Annotated in this window: 11 protein-coding genes; 1 reads left to right on the forward strand and 10 read right to left on the reverse strand. The window is 72.7% G+C overall.

Going from position 1 to position 20132, the window contains the following annotated elements:
• Positions 1-82: 82 nt before the first annotated feature.
• From fusA to H1226_RS25925, 10 genes are all read right to left on the reverse strand, one after another.
• Positions 83-2185: an elongation factor G gene (gene fusA, locus H1226_RS25880; RefSeq protein WP_258343648.1), complete on the reverse strand. Its 2103-nt coding sequence runs from the start codon at positions 2183-2185 to the stop codon at positions 83-85.
• Between the two features lie 76 nt (positions 2186-2261).
• Entirely contained in the window at positions 2262-2732 is a 471-nt protein-coding gene (gene rpsG / locus H1226_RS25885; protein WP_224956671.1) for a 30S ribosomal protein S7, read from the reverse strand.
• Entirely contained in the window at positions 2732-3106 is a 375-nt protein-coding gene (gene rpsL / locus H1226_RS25890; protein WP_009948619.1) for a 30S ribosomal protein S12, read from the reverse strand. The genes rpsG and rpsL overlap by 1 nt, the downstream gene beginning before the upstream one ends.
• Before the next feature lie 525 nt (positions 3107-3631).
• Positions 3632-5260: a TNT domain-containing protein gene (locus tag H1226_RS25895; RefSeq protein ID WP_258343650.1), complete on the reverse strand. Its 1629-nt coding sequence runs from the start codon at positions 5258-5260 to the stop codon at positions 3632-3634.
• Positions 5261-5321: 61 nt separating this feature from the next.
• Complete coding sequence (locus H1226_RS25900; RefSeq protein WP_258343652.1) at positions 5322-6731, reverse strand: ADP-ribosylglycohydrolase family protein; 1410 nt, start codon at positions 6729-6731, stop codon at positions 5322-5324.
• Positions 6721-12342 (reverse strand): hypothetical protein, encoded by a 5622-nt coding sequence (locus tag H1226_RS25905; RefSeq protein WP_258343654.1) that lies wholly within the window; start codon positions 12340-12342, stop codon positions 6721-6723. The genes H1226_RS25900 and H1226_RS25905 overlap by 11 nt, the downstream gene beginning before the upstream one ends.
• Entirely contained in the window at positions 12339-12647 is a 309-nt protein-coding gene (locus tag H1226_RS25910) for a type VII secretion target (RefSeq protein WP_224956675.1), read from the reverse strand. The genes H1226_RS25905 and H1226_RS25910 overlap by 4 nt, the downstream gene beginning before the upstream one ends.
• A 15-nt stretch (positions 12648-12662) precedes the next feature.
• Entirely contained in the window at positions 12663-13196 is a 534-nt protein-coding gene (locus tag H1226_RS25915) for a YbaB/EbfC family nucleoid-associated protein (RefSeq protein WP_258343656.1), read from the reverse strand.
• 148 nt (positions 13197-13344) lie between these two features.
• Positions 13345-17139: an ADP-ribosylglycohydrolase family protein gene (locus H1226_RS25920; protein WP_258343657.1), complete on the reverse strand. Its 3795-nt coding sequence runs from the start codon at positions 17137-17139 to the stop codon at positions 13345-13347.
• Between the two features lie 272 nt (positions 17140-17411).
• Positions 17412-18512 (reverse strand): ADP-ribosylglycohydrolase family protein, encoded by a 1101-nt coding sequence (locus tag H1226_RS25925; protein ID WP_224956678.1) that lies wholly within the window; start codon positions 18510-18512, stop codon positions 17412-17414.
• Between the two features lie 94 nt (positions 18513-18606).
• Between H1226_RS25925 and pdxR the strand changes: the two genes are divergently transcribed.
• The gene (gene pdxR, locus H1226_RS25930) at positions 18607-20010 is read left to right on the forward strand and encodes a MocR-like pyridoxine biosynthesis transcription factor PdxR (RefSeq protein WP_258343664.1); all 1404 of its coding nucleotides are present in this window, start codon (positions 18607-18609) and stop codon (positions 20008-20010) included.
• Positions 20011-20132 lie beyond the last annotated feature (122 nt).

Consider the following 20132-nt stretch of genomic DNA (forward strand, 5'->3'; position numbering starts at 1 on the left):
GCGGAGTCCTGTCGGGTTTGGCAGCGGAGGGCTCCGGTCCTCCCGCGGAGGCCGGAGCCACCCGCCGCCGAACTACAGGGAATTACTCGCCCGTAGCCTTCGCGATGATCTCCTTCGCCACGTTCGCGGGAACCTCGGCGTAGGAGTCGAACACCATCGAGTAGTTCGCGCGGCCCTGCGTCTTGGAACGCAGGTCGCCGACATACCCGAACATCTCGGACAGCGGCACCTGCGCCTTGACGACGCGCGCACCGCTGCGCTCCTCCATGGCCTGGATCTGGCCACGGCGGGAGTTGAGGTCGCCGATGACATCGCCCATGTAGTCCTCGGGCGTGATCACCTCGACCGCCATCACCGGTTCGAGGATCGCCGGGGAGGCCTTCTGCGCGGCCTCCTTCAGGGCGATGGAACCGGCGACCTTGAACGCCATCTCCGAGGAGTCGACCTCGTGGTACTGGCCGTCCAACAAGATCACCTTGACGCCCACCAGCGGGTAGCCGGCCAGCACGCCGTACTGCATGGCGTCCTGCGCGCCCTGGTCCACCGACGGGATGTACTCGCGCGGGACGCGACCACCGGTGACCTTGTTCTGGAACTCGTACGTCGCACTGTCCGCAGTCTGCTCGATCGGCTCGAGGCCGATGATGACGCGGGCGAACTGCCCGGAGCCACCGGTCTGCTTCTTGTGCGTGTACTCGTACTTCTCGACCGGCTTGCGAATCGTCTCCCGGTAGGCCACCTGCGGCTTACCGATGTTCGCCTCGACCTTGAAGTCCGACTTCATCCGGTTGACCAGGACTTCCAGGTGCAGCTCGCCCATGCCGGACAGGACCGTCTGACCGGTCTCCTCGTCGTGGTGGACGCGGAAGGTCGGGTCCTCCTCGGCGAGCTTCTGGATCGCCGTGGACAGCTTCTCCTGGTCGGCCTTCGTCTTCGGCTCGACCGCGACGTCGATGACCGGCTCCGGGAAGGTCATCGACTCCAGGACGATCGGGTTCTGCGGGTCGGACAAGGTGTCACCGGTGGTGGTGTCCTTGAGCCCGACGACCGCGTAGATGTGACCGGCCTGGGCCTCGTCGACCGGGTTCTCCTTGTTGGAGTGCATCTGGAAGAGCTTCCCGATGCGCTCCTTGCGCTCGCGGGTCGAGTTCATGACCTGCGAACCGGAGGAGAGCTTGCCGGAGTAGACCCGGATGTAGGTCAGCTTCCCGTAGAACGGGTGCACCGCGATCTTGGAGACCAGCGCGGAGAACGGCTCCTGGGTGCTGGGCTTGCGCTCGGCGGCGGTCTCGCCGTCCAGCAGCAGGCCCTGCACCGGCGGCACGTCCAGCGGCGCGGGCAGGTAGTCGACGACCGCGTCGAGCATGGGCTGCACGCCCTTGTTCTTGAACGCGGTACCGCACAGGACCGGGAACGCGGTGCGCTCGACGGTCAGCTTGCGGATGCCGGCCTTGATCTGGTCGGTGGTCAGCTCCTCGCCGCCGAAGTAGGCCTCCATGAGGGCCTCGTCGGTCTCGGCGACGGCCTCGATCAGCTGCTCGCGGTAGGAAGCGGCGGCCTCGGCCAGGTCGGCGGGGATCTCCTCGATCTCGTACTGCTCGCCCTTCTTGACGTCACCGCGCCAGGTCAGCGCCTTCATGCTGACCAGGTCGACGATGCCCTCGAAGTCGGACTCGCTGCCGATCGGGAGCTGGATGACCAGCGGAGTGGCGTTCAGCCGCTCGCGGATGGTCTTCACGGTGAAGTAGAAGTCCGCGCCCAGCTTGTCCATCTTGTTGACGAAGCAGATGCGCGGGACGTCGTACTTGTCCGCCTGCCGCCAGACCTGCTCGGACTGCGGCTCGACACCTTCCTTGCCGTCGAAGACCGCGACGGCGCCGTCCAGGACGCGCAGCGAGCGCTCCACCTCGACCGTGAAGTCGACGTGCCCGGGGGTGTCGATGATGTTGATCTGGTAGTCGCCCCAGAAGGTCGTGGTGGCAGCCGAGGTGATCGTGATACCCCGCTTCTGCTCCTCTTCCATCCAGTCCATCGTCGAGGCGCCGTCGTGCGTCTCGCCGAGCTTGTGGTTGATCCCGGTGTAGTACAGGATCCGCTCGGTCGTGGTGGTCTTGCCCGCGTCGATGTGGGCCATGATGCCGATGTTGCGAACCTTCGTGAGGTCCGTCAGCACGTCGCGTGCCACGAGTTTCTTCCCCGTTCCTACAGCAGATGCAAGCCGTCGAATCGGTGTGCCGAGGCGGGCAGGAGCCGACCCGACGTCACCAGCGGTAGTGCGCGAAGGCCTTGTTGGACTCCGCCATCTTGTGCGTGTCTTCGCGCTTCTTGACGCTCGCGCCGAGGCCGTTGCTGGCGTCGAGCAGTTCGTTCATGAGGCGCTCGACCATGGTCTTCTCGCGGCGCGCCCGCGAGTAGGTGACCAGCCAGCGCAGGGCCAGCGTGGTCGAGCGGCCGGCGCGGACCTCGATCGGCACCTGGTAGGTCGCGCCACCCACGCGGCGGCTGCGGACCTCCAGGGTCGGCTTCACGTTGTCCAGCGCACGCTTGAGCGTGACCACCGGGTCGGTGCCGTTCTTCTCCCGAGCGCCCTCGAGCGCCGCGTACACGATCTTCTCAGCCAGCGAGCGCTTGCCGTCGACGAGGACCTTGTTCACCAGCTGGGTGACCAGCGGCGAGGCGTACACGGGATCGGCGTTGAGCGGCCGCTTCGGGGCCGGACCCTTGCGGGGCATCAGCTCTTCTCCTTCTTCGCGCCGTACCGGCTGCGAGCCTGCTTGCGGTTCTTCACACCCTGCGTGTCGGCCGACCCGCGGATGATCTTGTACCGCACGCCGGGGAGGTCCTTCACACGGCCGCCGCGAACCAGCACGATCGAGTGCTCCTGGAGGTTGTGCCCCTCACCCGGGATGTAGGCCGTGACCTCGATGCCGCTGGTGAGCTTGACACGAGCGACCTTGCGCAGTGCCGAGTTGGGCTTCTTCGGGGTGGTGGTGTACACGCGGGTGCACACGCCACGCCGCTGCGGGCTCCCCTTGAGCGCCGCGGTCTTGGTCTTGGCGACCTTGTCCTGGCGGCCCTTACGGACCAGCTGCTGGATGGTGGGCATGGACCGGCTTTCTCTTGAGCGTTCGCGTCTTCGTGGTTGCTCTCGCCCGGCGGCGCTCGCACACGTCGGCGTCCGGGCACGTGCCCTGGCGCCGAGCACCTGGCAGGCACTGTTTACTTGGGACTCCCCCGCACCACGAGGTCGGGCGTGTCGCCCACTCCCCGGCCTTGCGGCGCTGGTGGTGCCCGCGGGAGCGCACCGACAGGAACGAACCCGATGGTTGTCAGGAGAGTTCCGCACGGCCCATGTCCGCGATCACGACCACCGGAGTGGTCACTGCTCACGCACGGGCATACGGACCGACCCGATAGCTTTCGGGTCCGATAAGCAAAGATACCCGCCCCGTTCTGAGGGGGTCAAAACGGGGTCCCCAAGACCTGCTCGATCTTCCCCGAAGCGCCGCGGACCGAGCTAGTGGTGTGGTGTTGCCCGCGAGCTTACCGCCGCTGGCAAGAGCCGCCAGCGGGCGCGGCGGGCGTCCCACGACTCGGGCGGGCCGGCGTCCGACCAGGCGCGAGGCGCCGATCACACCTCCGCGAGCCAGCCGCCGGCGACGAGCTCCCCGACCGGCTGCGGCAGCAGGTGCGCCGTGCCGCCGCCGACCTGCCCGTGGTCCGGCCTCGCCACCGCGGTGAGCACCTCGAAGCCCCGCACCACCCGGTACCGCCGGTACTCCCCCGGCTCCCGCCCCGGCGGCAGCGAACGCTGCGGCAGCGTCGTGCCCGCGACGAAGACCGCGTTGCCGTCGGGCGCGCCGAAGCGGTCCACTTCGGCCCCGTCGGGGAGCATCGCGTGCCGCCGGTCCTCGTAGGCGGACAGCGGCCGGTCCGGTCCGAGCGGCACGATCCGGCACTCGTACTCGGCCAGCGGCTCGTCCGGCTCGCGCTGCATCGAGTCCCGGGTGAGGGCGACCGCGCCGATCAGGTGCGCCGCCGCGGCGTGCGCCTCCGGGAAGCGGGAGCTGTTGCGCACCTCGCCACCGTCCACGCAGAACACCGACCACCAGCCGTCCGCCTCGCGCAGCATGCTCCAGCCGCCCTCGACCGGTTCCGCGAAGCTGTAGAAGCGGCGGCTCACGCCCAGCGCCGCGATGAAGCGGCGCGCCAGATCGATCGCGCCCGCGGTCCGCTCCGCGTCGAACGCGTCCGGTTCGGACCCCAGCACCAGCGCCTTGGCCTGCTCCACCGCGTGATCGGCGACGACCTCCGGCAGCCGGTGCGCCCGCGCCCGGACGTGGTCCAGGAAGTCGCGCGGCGGGGAGATGTCGTGCACGTCCAGGTAGTAGGCCATCGACAGCGGCCACACCCAGGTGCCGTCGGTGTGGAAGCGCTTCGGCACCTCCGGCGGACGGCTCGGGTCGACCTCGTCCGCCGACGTGCTGCGGGCGGCCAGCACCACCGCGCCACCCGACAGGTACTCGACCAGCAGCCGCTTCTCCACCCACGGCAGCACCGGCCGGTACGCCAACGGCCGGCCCTCCGCGTCCGCGCCGTCGAACAGCCGCGCCATCCGCACCGGGCCCACCCCGGCGTCCGCGCGGTGCTGCTCGTAGTGGTGCCACGCGGGCCCCAGCAACCACTCCGGCGCCTGCGCGCGCGGGAAGAGGCGGAGCTCGTCGAACGCGTCCTGCGGAGCCACCTCGGCGGGCTCGCCGCGTCCGAACTCGACGACCGGCTCACCGCCGGGCGCCGCGGTGCAACGGGCCGTCGTCCACGCACCGGACTCCGGGCGGTACTCGACGACGCGGGCGCGGCGCAGCGCGTCCAGCACCTCCTGCGGCGGGATCCAGGTGTGCGCACCGGTTCCGGTGGTGGCCGTCCCGGAGACCTCGACGCGGGTGCCGAGCGCGGTGCACGCCACGCCCACCTCCAGCGCGCCCGCGGGCGCCGAACGCCGCAGGACCTCGCCGAGCTCCGCGCGCACGTCCGGGCGCAGCGCCGGTTCGGTCGGCGCACCGTGCGCGGCCGGAGCCGGGAACGTCCTCCTCGGCGCGGGCGGCTCGCCCTGCACCACCACGGCGGACTCGATGCGCTCCACCGGCACCGGCGCGTCGAAGCCCGCCAGCACCGCGGTCCCGTCCCGGGACTCCAGCCACCCGTGCCACCGGCCGTCCGCCAAGGCCAACGTCCCCGCCACCGGCGTCCCGACGATCACCTTGCACTCCCCCTCGCCACCGAGCCGATCCCGATCATTCTGTCCCGCACCGCCGAGCCCCTCACCAACCCGGGTAGCGCTGGAACCAGGCGGGGGTGGTGGGCGAGGCCGGGCTGAATTCCGCGAGGGCGTCGTTCGCCAGTTCTTCGAGCACCGGGTAGATGCTCGGCGCACGCCTGAGGTCCGGGGGAATGGTGTCCGCACCGCACTCCGCGCCGATGATGAGGCCGCTGATGGCAGCGACCGTCGACCGGTCCTGCGCGTAGTTCACGGCCAGCAGGAGCGCTTCGCGCACGTAGTCGCTGACCACCGCGCAGTAGATCGCCATGCCGAGCGCCTCGGCTCCATCCACCCCGCCGGCGGGGAACTTCGCCTCGAACTCGCTCGGGAACGCGGGCGACCGGACCTCCCTGCTCAGCTCCAGCGCCTGCCCGACCAGCCGAGCCGTCCGCTCGTGATCCGGCCACCGCTCCAACTCCGCGCCGGCGGACTCCAGGCAGGCCGAGAACGGGGCATCGCGCACCTGCTGGTGGAGCAACGCCGCCAGGAAACCGGCGGGGAGGTGGTCATCGGGGTGCCCATGCGTGATCTTCGCGATCTCGACGGCTGCGGCGAACGCGCCGGCCGCGTCGTTCGACCACACCGCAGCGAGCGCCGCGCGCGGCACCACCGAACCACCGCGCACGCCGGAAGTGCCGGCCGCCTGGCCGGTCCGGGCGAACTCCACCAGTGCCCCGACCGTGTCGGCGGGCGAAGCCTCACCACCATCCGGCCAGACATGCCCGACCAGCCAGCCGTCCGGTTGCGCCGACCGGGTGGCGAACGGACCGCCGCACTGCGCCCACGGCACGCGTCCGCCGCCAGGGCCGGTGCGGGTGTGCAGCCACCGCTGGTACGCGTGCCGCACCTCCTGCACGGGATCATCGTCCGCGGGATTCATCCGTCGAGCGACGTGGGCCCGGATCACACCCTCCAGCGTGAACGCCGACAGCTGGAACAACGCCGACGACGGGACCGAAGCCCCGAACTGGTACTCGAAGAGGAACTCGTCCCTGCCCGTGCGCGAGCGAGCGCCCGTGCTCGTGACGAATCGCGGCGCGGGCTCCCAGGACACCTTGCGGACCGCACCGAGCTGGATGCCCTGCGCGAAAGCATCACCGGCACTGGCCGCCAAGACAGCACCTCGGAACCGAGCGGCAGGATCAGGTTCGGAGAGGGGCCTGCGAGTGTCCGGGTCCCGCCCTTGGATCTCCATCGACCGGCGCCCTTCTTCGTCGAGCGCGCTGAACGAAGCCTCGATGTCGACCGAGTGGAGGTTGTAGTCGCTCCCCTCCTTGCGCCCCTCCGGGCGGAACGGGGTGGACTTCCGCTGTCGCTCCTTCCAAGCGCCATACCATTGCCCCATCTTGTTGTTGCGCCGGTACAGCTGAGACTTGGGCCACCCACGCGGTGCGACTTCCTCATCCCGCAAGATTTTTCACCCCATGCCAATAAATATCTTTACCAGGCTCCATGAATATCCTCTTCCCGGCCCACCACACGTCTTTGGACCCCTCCGGGCCGATGTCTTTCGGCCTAAAAAGATCAGCGATCTCGCGAGGCTCGGGGAAAGCACGGGCACCGTTGGAGCGGAAACGAGCCTGGAGCTGCTTCGCATGATCAAGATCACCCGCGAACGCGAGGTACTCGCGCTCAGCCTCCCGCCTTCGCGGACCAGGAGGCAGTTCCTCGTACTCACCGAGTCGAGCGAGTTCGGCCTCCGCCCGAACGATCTCCCTGTCCAGCCGAGGAGCGATCTTCTCCAAAGCTTGTTCATGATTGGCGAAAGAATAACCCTGCCTGGCCCAGGCGTAGCTACCCACATCGATATTCGCGCGCAGCTCGATAGATCGGACACCGGACTTGCCGTACCACTCTTCCATGGCCGTATTGAAAGAATAGGAGAAACCGCCTCCGTGAACCCGCGCGTCGAGCTTGAGCGAGGCGTGGACGACTTTCAAATCCCTAGCCCCATCCGTCCGGTAGACATCCCGAGCGACGGATCCGACTTCCGCCCCGGAAGAGTCCAGAATCTTGGCGTTGATGCAGATTCGATCCTCACTGAAGGACACGTCGTGAACATCCACGTGCAACCCGGAATAGGTGCCGTCGATGGACTTCTTCACCTTGTCGAAGAGTTCGGCTTCATCGAAGTCGGCCTGGTGACGCGGGATGAGCTCATCCAAGGAGGGACGGTCTTTCGGGTCGACCGGAGGCGTGTCCGGCAGTCTGGGGTCCGCTTCGGCGACCGCATCCCCGTCCGGCTCGTCGTGCGGCCGCACCTGAGGATCCTCGTCCGCGACGTGCTCAGACGGGTCCCCGTCCGGGGCGGGATCGTGCGCTGCGTCCTCGTCGGACAAGAAACGGCGCCGAGCCTCCTCGTAGCTCAGTTCCTCCAGCCCAGACGACTCGTCCCGCACGCGCGTCGTCGACGCGTCCGCGTTGTCGTGGTGCGGCGCGTCCTGTGCCCGCGGCTCGTCCGGCGAACGCTGCCCAAGGCCGTGCGGAGTCGAGCTCTGCTCCAGGTCGGGATCGATGGACCCGGGTCGGCGGACCGGTTCGAGCAGAGGAGCCGTCGGTTCGTCGGCGGGGTCCGGTGCAGCGTCGCGGGGCGGCGGAGCTCCCGCATCGTCCGGCCGTGCACGCACGTGCTCCGCCGTCGGATGCGGTCCGGACGGCTGCTGCGCCTCTGAACTCCGGGCCGCCCCGGACTGGTGGCCGAGGCCGTGCTGCTGTGCCCCGTGGATCCGGTTCGGCACGGACGGCTGCTGCGGAGGTTGCCCGCTCAGGTCGCGCCGAACAGACGGGTCCTGAGCCCGGCCAGGTGGTGCCGATGCGCCCTGCGGCGACTCCACCCGCGGCGCTCCAGGTCCCTGCAGCGACTGATGGCGGGGATTCCCCTGCAGGCCCTGGGATTGCGGTGTCCCCTGCACCTGCTGGCGCTGGTTGACCGGCGCACCGTGGTGCTGCGGCGGCCCCTGCACTTCTGGCGGGGACTGCTGGCGCTGAGCGCCTTGGTTCTGTCCGGCGGCGGGCCCGGGTTGCTGCACGCCGCTGTCCGCGCCCGGCTGTCGGGGCGGATGCCCGCCCTGCGGCGGGGGTCCGCCTTGGACGGGCTGACCGCTGCGAGCCGGGGCTCCACCACCCTGCGGGTGGGGTGGCGGAGTGGGCCGGGCCGGGGGCGGTGGGGGCTGTTGGCCGCGGGCCTGGCTGCCGGGCTGCTGTTCGATCGGGCCCTGCTGCACGCGTCCCTGCGCCGGGCCCGGTGCCGGCGGATTTCCCTGCTGCTGCGGGAATCCGGGCTGCTGCGGGTTACCGGACTGCTGGAGGTTGCCGGGCTTCTGCGGGTTGCCGGGCTGTTGCGGGTTTCCGGGCTGTTGGGCCGAGTCCTGCTGCACGGGCCGCTGCGGCTGCGCCGGACCCGGTGCGTGTGCGTTCCCCTGCTGCTGGGGCCCGGGTTGCTGGGGTCCGGGTTGCTGAGCTCCCGGTTGCTGGGGGTTGTGGGGCTGCTGCGGGAACGCCTGCTGCTGGGCCGGACCTGGGTGTTGCAGGTGCGGCTGCTGCTGCGGGAATTGCTGGGCCTGCGGGTAACCCTGCGGCTGCGGGCGGAACTGCGGCTGCGGGTGTTCCGGCGGCAGCAGGTGCCCTTGGTGCTGCCACGGCGTCCTGGGGTCCGGCCACATCTGCTGGTGCCCGGGTGGCGGGCTCGGATCTCGGGGCCGGAAGCCGAAGAACTCGGCCAGCTTGCGCAGCAGGCCGCGCTGCTCGGCGTCGTCGGCGAGCCGGCCGTTGCGGACCCATTCCGGTTCGTGGCCGGGCGGGTAGGGGCTGTCGTGGACGGCGGTGGTGCCGTCGGGGCGGAAGGCGGTCCACTGGCCGGGTTCGTCGAAGCGGGGCTGCGGGGTGCCGGAGGCGTCGGGTTCGAAGGAGGCGCGGTCCTTGCTGGCGTAGACGTTGCCGTAGTTGTCGACCCAGGCATCCGTGGACGGCGCCACGACCTCGGTGTCCAGCTCCTTCGCCAGCTGCTGCGCGAAGTTCGGGCTGCCGTCGCCGGTGTCGGCGCCGGTGCGGCAGGAGAGCAGGCGCACCGGTTCGCCGGGGCGGTAGCCGGGAGCGGCCTTGATGACCTCGGCGAGTTCCTTCGCGTCCAGGTCGCGGTCGCCGAGCCGCACGCCGCGCGGTCCACCGTGGACTTCGACGGTGAAGCGCTTCGGGTCGACGGCCGCGCCGGGTGGTGGTTCGACGCCGGAACCGCTGCGCACCATCGAGAGGCCGGAGTCCGTCGCCCTGATGTCGCCGACGTCCGCACCGAGCTTCGCGCGCAGGTCGTCGGGCAGGTCGAGCTCGGCAGGGCCGTCACCGGGGCGGTGCCAGGCGTGCTCGGCCTGCTCGTGCCGCGGCACCGGGCGTTCGGCCGCCATCGATTCGGCGGTCGAACGCTCCGGGACGCGCTGCGGCTGGGGCTGGGCGTCGAGGTGCCGGTGGCCCGGGCCCCACGGCGCGGCGGGGCTCGCGGGGAGGTGTGCGAAGTCCGCTCCGTCGAGCCGCGACCACGGCTGCGCGTCCGGGAGCCTCGGCTGCGGGGCGGCGGCGCGCGGGGCGGCGGCGTGGTCGCGCGCGGCTCCCGGTCGATCCGGTCCGAGGTGGGACGCCTCCGCCGGATCCTGCGTACGTGCACCGGGCCGTGCCGGGCCGGTGGCGTCGGCGCGCGGAGCACCCGGCGCGTCCGGACGTACCTGCCCGGACGCGTCCGGGTCGAGCCGGCCGGACCGAGCGGTGTGCCCGGGACCGAGGTCACCGTGCTGCGGGGCGCGCGGTGGAGCGGGCGCATCCGCGCGAGGCGCGGCCGGCGCGTCTCCGCGGGGCGGGACCGACGCGTCTCCGCGGGGCGGGATCGGTGCATCGGAGCGCGGCGGGACCGGCGCGTCCGCACGCGGCGGAGCGGCACCGGTTCGCGGCGGCACGGGTGCGTCGGACCGGGGCGCATCCGCACGGGGTGCGTCCGACCGGGGCGGAACGGGCGTGTCCGCGCGGGGCGTCGGCGCGTCCGCACGCGGTGACTGCGGCACATCGCCGCGCTGCCCGGCGGACCGCGGATTCCCGGGCTGCTGCGGGGAGTTCCCCGGCCTCGGCGCGTCCCGGCCCGCGCCGGGAGCGCGTTCCGGCGCCACCGGGTCCGACCCGCGCGGCGAGCGCGGACCGGTCGGCAGGTGGGCGGAACCGGGACTGCCCGGGGTGCCGGTCCAGCCGCCGCCCGATCGGGCACCGCGGGCGCCGGGCGGTGCCGGTGCTTGCGGGGCACCTCCGGCAGGCGCCCCTCCGGCAGGCGCCCCTCCGGCGGGAGCTCCTCCGGAGGACGAGCCACCAGGCTGGTCCTGGCGCGGCGGGGTCGGCGCGGCGGCAGGCGCTTCGGCACCCGCGTTCGGCCGCACCGGGGCGTCCACCGCGGCGGACGTCGTCGACGCGGGCCGACTCGGCGAGTCGGGGCCTCCGGCGGACGAACCGGTGACGTGCCCGGCCGCCGACGATCCGTCCGATGTGGACGGTTCGCGGCCGCCGCCGGGCTCATCCGCTCCGCTCCGGCCGCCCCCGGCGGAACCGGCTCGCTCGCCCGGGGCGTCCCCGCCGCCCGAATTCCCGGATCCCGGTGCGTCACCGCCGTTCCCCGGAGCGCTCCGGGTGTCGGCAGCCGCCGACGCACCGCCCTCGGGCGCGTGGCCGACCGAGCCGCCACCCGCATCCGAGCGGGACGGGACTCCGGGCTCCGAACCGCCGCCCCCATCCGAGCGAGACGAGGAACCAGCCTCCGCTTCGCCACCCGAGCGGGACGGGCCGCCAGGTTCCGACCCACCATTCGCATCCGAGCGGGACGAGGAACCGGGTTCCGCCCCACCGTCGGAGCGGAACGCGGCGTGGTCGCCCGCACCGCTCGACCGACCCGGGCTCACCGGTTCACCGGCCCGAGCGTCCACCCCGTCCGGCCGCGAAGACGGGGCCGTTTCGGCGCTCGCCCGCCGCACCTCCGGCCCGTCCGCGGCGGAGTCGCCGCCCCGCGCGTCCGTCGCGGCGTCGTCCGCATCCCGGCCGCCGCGGGAGTCCGCGCCGGGTTCGCCGAACTTGGCGTGGTGCCTGCCCGCCACGTCGGTGTCGAAGACGTCGTCGAGCTTGCTCCAGGCCTTGTCCGCGGCCTTGTCCGCGATCTTCCCGGAGACGTCGAGCTTGTCGGCGACCTTCGAGGCGATCTTCCCGGCCGCCGCGACCTTCTCCGCGGAGAACTTCGCGCCCTTGCCGAGCATCGTCATGAGGTCGCCGAAGACCTCGACCATCCGCGCCATCTTCGGCCCGACGTTGCCGATGGTCTTGATCAGCTTCCCGACGATGTCGGCGATCTTCGTGACGGTCCGGGCGATGAACGCCACCGCCTGCGGCACGACCCAGGCGAGGGAGACCACGGGAGGCGCGAGCGCTTCCAGCGCGTAGGTGATGAGCCGGGAGATGCAGTCGGCGACGAGGTCCCGGACGAAATCCCGCACGAAGGACACGACCATGCCCATCGTGCCCACGACGCTGGAGATGGTGCCCGCGAGCTCGGCCGCCCCGGTCAGCGCCGTCGACCGCTCCGCGGCGTGCCGCCGGTACGCGTCGCCCGCAGCGCCGGTCCAGTGCGCGGTGTCGGCCCGCACGGAGTCGCGGTACTGCGTCGCGGCCGCACCGACCGAGGTCGCGACCTGCTGCCACTGCTCGGAATAGGCCTGCACCCCGTCGGGGTCACCGGCGAACCAGTCGAGGGCTTCCTGCAGCGGCTGGATGTGCTCGATCAGCCACGCCACCCCGTAGGAGAGCAGGGTGCCGACCGGGTCGACGACGACGCTGACCGCTTCCATCGCGAGCCCGCCGTAGGCGAGGCCGCTCTCCAGCCAGGTGGACTCGTCGTTGAGGCTGGTGACGTCGTGCCAGGACTCGACGATGCCGATGCCCGTGATGCCGTCCGGCGGTTCCGAGGGATCGACGGCGTTCTGCGCGTTGACGAGCGGATTGCTCACGCCTGCATCCCGTCGAAGTTCCGGCTGTTCCCGTCGTCGGTGGCCTGGTACTCCTCAGCCGCGGCGCGCACGTCCGAGGCGGTGCCCCGGATGGCTTCGGCAGCGTGCTGGAGGGTGTCGATGCCGTGCTGCTCGGCCTGGTCGACCATCCACGCGAAGGGGCGGCACAGGATCCCGTAGGCGTCGTTGTCCATCGTCACGGCCCGCGAGGCGTCGACGGCGGCGTCCAGCGCCTCCGCCACTCCGTCCACTTTGGACGCATGGGCGCGGAGGTCCTCGATGACGACGTTCATGTCTTCGGACATCGGTTCTCCCCGTCGTCAGCGCAGGAACGAGCCGCGGCTGAAGTCCTCGTCGTCGAAGTCGTCCGGGCCGGGCCGCCGCGGTGCGCGGTTCGGCCGGCGCGGCTGCCGCGCACCGTCGTCCTCGGGGCCGATGCGCATCTCCTGCACCCCGGGGCGGCGCGGCGGCTCCTCGGGTTCCTCCGGTGGTTCCGGGAAGAATCGCTTGGCCTGGCCCAACATGTGGCGCACGGCTTCGTCGCCCTCGCCGACGGTGCTCGCCGCGGCTTCCTGCATGCGTTCCGGCAGCTTCGACTGGGCCAGCCGCACCGTGCGCATGATCTCGCCCGCGAGCTTCGCCATCGGGCGGTTCCCGGCGTTCTCCGCGAGCACCAGGTCGTCGAGCATGCCGCTGGAGCCGACCGTCACCCGCACCGCGCCGTCGCGGGAGGACTCGGTGACCGAGATCTGCTCGATCTGGGCCTGCATGCGGCCGAACTTCTCGGCCTTCTCGGTCGCGCGTTCCTGCCACTCGCGGACCATCCGCTCAGCCGCGCTGATGTCCTCAGGCACTCCGCCCCCGAACGTGTGCGGAGGTCGGGCGCCGCGGCCCGACCGATCCGATCTTCTCCTCGTGCGGCGGGAACGCTACCAACACGCCTCGGCGGCCCGGGCCGGATCACGCCGATCCCGGTGTATCCCTGCTCACCTGCCCCGGTGGTCAGCCCTCGCCGTCGTAGGCGGGCTGCGGGCCCTGGATGCGGCGCGGCGACGGCTTCGGCGCCGGGAACGCCGCCAGCGGCTCCGGCTCCGGTTCGGGCGGCGCCGGTGGTTCCTGCTCCGGCGGCTCGACCCCGACGGCGGGCAGCAGCGCGGTAGGCGGATCAGCGGAGTCGTCGGCACGCGGTTCCGGCTGGACGGGCGGCGCCGCTTCGGCCGCGACCGGCAGCCGCCGCACCGGGTAGCGCTCGTCCCACTCCTCGTCGGCGGGGCGCTCGCTGGCCGGCGGTTCCGGCGCGTCCGGGTCGCGGGACAGCGAGTCGCCGAACTCGGCCACGCAGTCCAACGCGATCTGCTCCACGACGTCGCGCAGCTCCAGGTCGGCCAGCCAGCCGACCGGCAGCCCGCTCACCCCGATCAGCGCGCCGACGATGTTGCCGCAGATCGCCCCGGTCGAGTCGCTGTCGCCGTCGTGGTGCACGGCGATGCGCAGCGCCTTCGCCACGTCGTCGCCACCGGCCAGCGCACCGCACACCGCGATCGCCAGCGCCTGCTCGCCGACCCAGCCGCCGCCGAGGGTTCCGGCGATGTCCTCGGGCGTCGGATCGCCCCGCTCCGCCAGCTCCACGGCCTGCTTGAGCAGCGCGCTCGTCTCCTCGTGCCCCTCCCAGGTCTCCAAGACCTGCAGCGCCAGCCACACCCCGTCGTCGAGGGTCTGGCCCAGCAGCGCCTGCTGCACGATCACCGCCAGCGCGCCCGCCGACAGGTAGCCGGACGGATGGCTGTGGGTGAGCGCGGCGGCCCGCGCGGCCAGCTCGAACGCCACCGGCGGGTCCGGCGAGTACAGCGCCATCGGCGCCGACCGCATCACCCCGCCGCAGCCCTTCGAGTCGTTGATCGGCTCGGTGATCGACCCGGCCGACTGCCCGTCGCCGAACCGGGCCAGCGCGCGGAAGATCGTCTTGCCGGGAGCGCGGTTCGAGAACAGCCCCGGCACCTCCACCAGCCAGCCGTCCGGCTCCGGGTACACCGAGCGGAACGCGCCCGCCGCGGACTCCCATTCCACGCCCTGGGTGTGCAGCCAGCGCTGGTAGGCCAGCTGGATCTCCGGGAGCGGGTCGGTGCTGCCGAGGGTGCGCCGCGCGATGCCGCCGCGGATGAGGCCTTCCGCGCTGAACAGCGTCATCTGGGTGTCGTCGGTGATCGCGCCCTGCACGCCGTAGGCCTCCCGGAGACCTTGCGGGCCGTCCGGGCCGAACCGCTCGGTGATCTGCTCGGCGGTGACGAACTCCAGGTCGGAACCCATCGCGTCGCCGAGCGCACCGCCGAGGAAGCAGCCCAGCACCCGCTCGGTCAGCGCGGGCGCGACCTCGTCGACGGCCTCCGACTTGGCGTGTCCGCCCGCGCCCGGCGATTTCGCGATCCGCGCCTCGACGGGTGCCTCCGCGTCGGCGGCGTGGTGCGCCGGTTCCTCGCGGTCGGCGGCGAAGTCCGGCTCCTCCGGTTCGGCCTGCTCGTGGCGGTCGTGCGGTTCGGGGTCCGGGCGCTCGGCCCACTGCTCGGGAGACGCGTCCACTCGACCCGCGGGGAACTCGGCCGTTTCGGGACCGGCCTGCTCGCGGTCGTCCGGTTCCGGAGCGGTGAGCGGTTCCTCGTGCGGCGGGTCGCCGTGCTGGTGCGGCGGGCCGTGCTCGTGGTGCGGCGGTTCCGCCCGGTGCTCGTGGTGCGGCGGTTCCGCGTAGGGCTCGTGCTGCGGCGGCTCCGCATCGTGGTCGTGGCGCGGAGGTTCGCCGCCGTGGTCGTAGCGCCGCGAGTCGTCGGGCCGGTCGTGCTGCGGCGGCTCGGGTTCCGCGGCGGGTTCGGGGCGCGGGGGCACCGGATCCTCCCGCGGGATCCGCCCGGCCGCCTCCGGCCGGATCGACACCAGCTTCGCCAGCCGGGCGAGCTCCTCGCGGTCGGTGCGATCCGTCGAGAGCTGGAAACCACCCGCGCCGAAGTCCGGCATCGGCCGCGCTTCGTCGGCGTCCTCGGCGGGCGGCCGGTGCGCGGCCAGCATCGACAGGTCGGTGCGGTCGGTGGTCTGGGTGAACGCGTTGACCGGCTCCGGTTCGGGTTCCGGCCGGGGGGCGGGCGGGGCCTGCGGCGGCTCCGCGCGGAGGTCGGGCCGGGATGGGGATTCCTGCCGGAGCTGGGATTCCGGCCAGGACTGGGATTCCCCGCGCGGCTGGGTTTCCTGACGGGACTGGGCTTCCTGACGCGGCTGGGCTTCCTGACGCGGCTGCGAATCCTGATGGGCCGGGGATTCCGGGCGAGGCCGGGATTCCTGCCGAGCCGGGGGCTCCTGCCAGGGCTGCGGTTCCCGCGGCTCGGCTTCGTGCCGGACGTGGTGCTCCGCGCTCGCCTCGGCGACCGGTTCCGGCGCGGGTTCGGCGGCCGGGTCGCCGAACTCCGGTGCGTCCGGGTGCGAGTTCAACCGGCTCAGGTCGATGATCATCGTTTCTTCGTTGCTGCCGTCCACCGGCCGCACCGGCTCCGGCCCGCGACCGCTGTCCACCGTGGTCGTCAGCGGGGCGTCCAGCTCCCGCGGCCCGGACGAACCGCGCGGATCGCCCACGTAGCGCTGCGCCCACTTCGGCAACGGCGGCGGGGGCGGCGGCGGGGCGAACGCCTCGGCCGCGTCGGCGCACAGCGTCTCGATGATGTCGCCCAGTTCCAGCTCGTCGCGCCACCGCGGCGGAATCGCGTCCGGCCCGTGCAGGGCACCGGCGAGCTGACCCGCCATCGCACCCGTGACGCTGCTGTCCGCCGACACGTTCACCGCCATCAGCACGGCCTCGGCGAAGCTTTCGGTCGCCGCCACCGCAGCCAGCGCGGTGCCCAGCTCACCCGGCTTGTGCTCGGTGTCGAACTCGGCGTCCAGCTCGGCGGGCTGCGGGCGGCGGCCGTCGCGGGTCGCGAACATCGCCGCGTGCACCGCCCGGCGCACCGCGGCCGGCCCGTCGGCCCCGCTGTGCAGCGAGCTCAACCGGGCGTCGGTGAGGCCCACCGCCTCCCACAACCCGATGTCGCCCTGGATCAGCTGGGTCAGCACGTCCGCGTGGAACCCGGCCGCGCCCTGCACGTTCACGTCGTCGGTGAGCAGCCGGGCCACGTCGGCGCCCGCCGCGAACACCCGCTCCTGCGAGGTGCTCCACACCATCGTCGGCGCCGCCCACACCGCGCAGTCGGCGAAGCCCGGCCGCACCACCGGCCCGGACCGCGCGTCGGCGGCGTGCTGCTGCGTCGGCGGCAGCGCGGCGAGCTTGCCCAGCCCGGACAGCGCCCCGCCCGCCGGGTTGCGGGTGGAGAACAGCTGCGGCGTCTCCAGCAGCCAGCCGCTCGGCTCCGGATGCGTCTGCAGGTAGCCGGACATCGCGAACTCCCACGGCACCCCCTGCGTGTACAGCCAGCGCAGGTGGTTCGTGCGGATCACCGGGGTGGGCAGCCACTCCACCGAATCGCCGTTCACCGCCCGCGCCCGCAGCAGCGCCTCCAAGGTGAACACGGCCAGCTGCGTCAGCTCCGTGGCGCCACCGCGCCGCCCGAACACGGGCAGGTAGTCGGTCACGCCCTGCTTGCCGAACCAGTGCTGGATGTCCCACGCCGACCTGGTGCGCACCCCCGCGCCCAGCGCATCGCCCACGGCGCCGCCGAGCAGCGCGCCGCGGAACCGGTCCGACCAGCTCAGCGCGCGCGGCTCCCGCCGCGACACGGCCGAACCGTGCGTGTTCGCGAACCACGAGGTGTCACCGGTCATCCCCAGTCTCCTGTCGGGTCACCGTGCGGGGCAGCGCCCACGACCTCCGGCCGCGGACGTCGGTCGCAAGGCCGCCGCACCGCTGCGGCGGAGGCCCGGGAGCTTTCCCGGCTCCGGCGGGGCACCGCCGATCCCTTGGACCGCACCCCGCCAATGTTGCCGCACTTGACCGACGCCACGGCCGACTCCCCCGGGTGATCGAACGACCGGGTGGCGTGCTGCGGGTGGATCAGCGGTGGCCACGGCGGGTACCGCGGTGATCGAGAGCTTGCTCACCACGCGGGATAGCGCCTGCTCCACGCGGCGTCCGCGGGTGGGGCCGGGCTGAACTCGGCGAGCGCGTCGCGGGACAGCGCCGTCACCACCTCGCGCAGCTCCAGCACGTCCAGCCACTCCGGTGGGAGGGCGCGGACCCCGTGCAGCGCGCCGACGACGTTCCCGCACACCATCCCGGTCGAATCCGAATCACCCGAGTGGTTCACCGACAGCAGCAGCGCCCGCCGCGCGTCCGGCACCGCCAGCGCCGCGTACAGGCCGATCGCCAGCGCCTCCTCGCCCACCCAGCCGCCGCCGAGCCGTTCCGCGAGCTGCTCCGGCGGCACCGGGCCCCGCTCGGCGAGCTCCACCGCCGCGTCCAGCAGCCGCAACTGCTCCTCGTGACCGCGCCAGCGCAGCAGCAGGTCCCGCGCCAGCCGCACCGCGTCCGGCAGCGGCACCTCCCGGATCAGCTGGTGCACCACCACCGCCAACACCCCCGCCGACAGGTAGCCGGACGGGTGGCCGTGCGTCAGCGCCGCCGTTCCCACCGCCGCGTGGAACACCTCGGCGGGATCGTGCGACCACACCGCCACCGGCGCCGCCCGCATCACCCCGCCGCAGCCCTTCGAATCGTTCGCCGCGTTCTCCGGCGTCGCCTGCCGGTGGGTGCGCCCGAACTCGATCAGCGCCAGCATGCAGGTGTTGCCCGGGGCGCGGACCGCGAACAGCTCGCGCTGGGCGATCAGCCAGCCGTCCGGTTCCGCCAGGTGCACCCCGTACGGCCCGGCCGCCTCCGCCCAGGTGCGGCCCTGGGTGTGCAGCCACCGCTGGTAGGCGTGCTGCACCTCCGGCACCGGGTCGTTGTCCACCGGCTGCATCCGCCGCGCCACGTGCGCGCGGACCAGGCCTTCCAGGGTGAACAGCATCAGCTGCGTGTCGTCGGAGATCTCCGCGCGGCCCTGCGCGAGCACCGGGCCGGTCACGCCGTCCGGTCCGTACCGCTCCCGGATCGCGTCGATCCCGCGGAACTCGACGGCGAACCCCAGCGCATCGCCCAGCGCACCGCCGAGCATGCTGCCGAGGAAGCGCTCGTGGGAATCCGGCCCCTGTTGCACTCGTCCGCCCCTCACCGTGATCCGGCGAAGGTTATCAACGGAACGCGCCCGGCCGGGCCGGTTCCGCCGCCGGCGTTCGATAAGCTCGGCAGCCGTGAACCGCGAACGGTCCGGTTCGCTCGAATCCGGGCTGGACCTGCACCTGGACTGGTCGGGGCGGCCCGACAGCAGCACCCTCGCGGAGGCCCTGCGCGCGGCGATCCGCGACGGCCGCCTCGCCGCGGGAAGCCGCGTGCCCTCCACCCGCACCCTCGCCCACGACCTCGGCATCGCGCGCGGCACCGTGACCAGGGCGTACGCCCAGCTCGGCACCGAAGGGTTCCTGCTGTCCCGGCAAGGCGCGCCCACCACCGTCGCCGAGCGGCTCCGCAGCGGCGAACGCCCCGACCCGCCGGCGCCCCGCCCGACGGGCCGCGCGCCGCGCTGGGACTTCCGCCCGGGCAGGCCGAACCTGAGCGCCTTCCCGCGCAAGGACTGGCTGGCCGCGAGCCGCCGCGTGCTGCGCGCCATGCCCGCCGACGAGCTCGACTACGGCGATCCGCAGGGTCCGCTCGCGCTGCGCGAAGCGCTCACCGAATACCTGCGGCGCGCCCGGGCCGTGCACACCACCCCCGATCGGCTGGTCGTCTGCAACGGCTACAGCGAGGCGCTCTCGCTGATCAGCAGGGTCCTGCGCGCCCGGGGCGACTCCTCGATCGACTTCGAGGACCCGTCGCTGCCGCACTTCCGCGACATCGCCGCCGAGGACGGGATGACCGTGCGCGGCGTCCCCGTCGACGACGGCGGCATCGACGTGTCCGCGCTGCGCAGCCCTGCCGTCGTCGTCACCCCCGCGCACCAGTTCCCGCTCGGCGTCACCATGCGGGCGCAGCGCCGCGCCGAGCTGATCCGCCGCGCCAAGGCCGACGGCGTGCTCGTCGTCGAGGACGACTACGACGGGGAGTTCCGCTTCGACCGCAAACCCGTCGGATCGCTGCAGGGCATGGCACCGGACGCGGTGATCTATGCGGGCACCGCGAGCAAGACCCTCGCCCCCGCGCTGCGCATCGCCTGGCTGGCGCTGCCCGCCCGGCTGGTCAAGCCGGTGCGGGCGATGCGCACCCACGGGCGGTTCGGGCCGCTGTTCGACCAGCTCGCGCTCGGCGAGCTGCTGCGATCCGGCGCCTACGACCAGCACGTGCGCCGGTCCCGGGCCGTGTACCGGGCGCGGCGCGAGCAGCTGCTGCACGGCCTGGAGGGGTTGCGCGCCGGGCACCGGCGCTACCCGGCGGGCATCTCCGCCGGCCTGCACCTGACGTTGCGCCTCGACCCCGACGGCCCCGACGAGCAGCAGGTCCTCGCCCGAGCCCGCGCCCGCGGCGTCGAACTCGACGTGCTCGGCCCGTGGTGGGTGCGGCCCGGCGACCACCCCGCCGGAGTGGTGATCGGCTACGCCGCGCCCGCCGAGCACGCGTTCCGCCCCGCCCTGGCGGCGCTGCTCGACACGCTCGACCCATGACCACCACCGGCGCGGAGGCTCCCGCTACAGTGCCCACGCGCGCCGGTCCCCGCCCGCCGACACGGCGCAGGGGAACTGGTGTTCTATCCTGGGTCACCGACCGGCGCACAGCAAGGAGAATC

The sequence above is a fragment of the Saccharopolyspora gregorii genome (assembly GCF_024734405.1).
In the GTDB taxonomy this organism is placed as follows: Bacteria; Actinomycetota; Actinomycetes; order Mycobacteriales; family Pseudonocardiaceae; genus Saccharopolyspora_C; species Saccharopolyspora_C gregorii.

Coding starts and splice junctions, on each gene's coding strand:
- H1226_RS25920 (WP_258343657.1), bottom strand. CDS start 17,139: ATGACCGGTGACACCTCGTGGTTCGCGAACACGCACGGTTCGGCCGTG.
- H1226_RS25910 (WP_224956675.1), bottom strand. CDS start 12,647: ATGTCCGAAGACATGAACGTCGTCATCGAGGACCTCCGCGCCCATGCG.
- rpsL (WP_009948619.1), bottom strand. CDS start 3,106: ATGCCCACCATCCAGCAGCTGGTCCGTAAGGGCCGCCAGGACAAGGTC.
- rpsG (WP_224956671.1), bottom strand. CDS start 2,732: ATGCCCCGCAAGGGTCCGGCCCCGAAGCGGCCGCTCAACGCCGATCCC.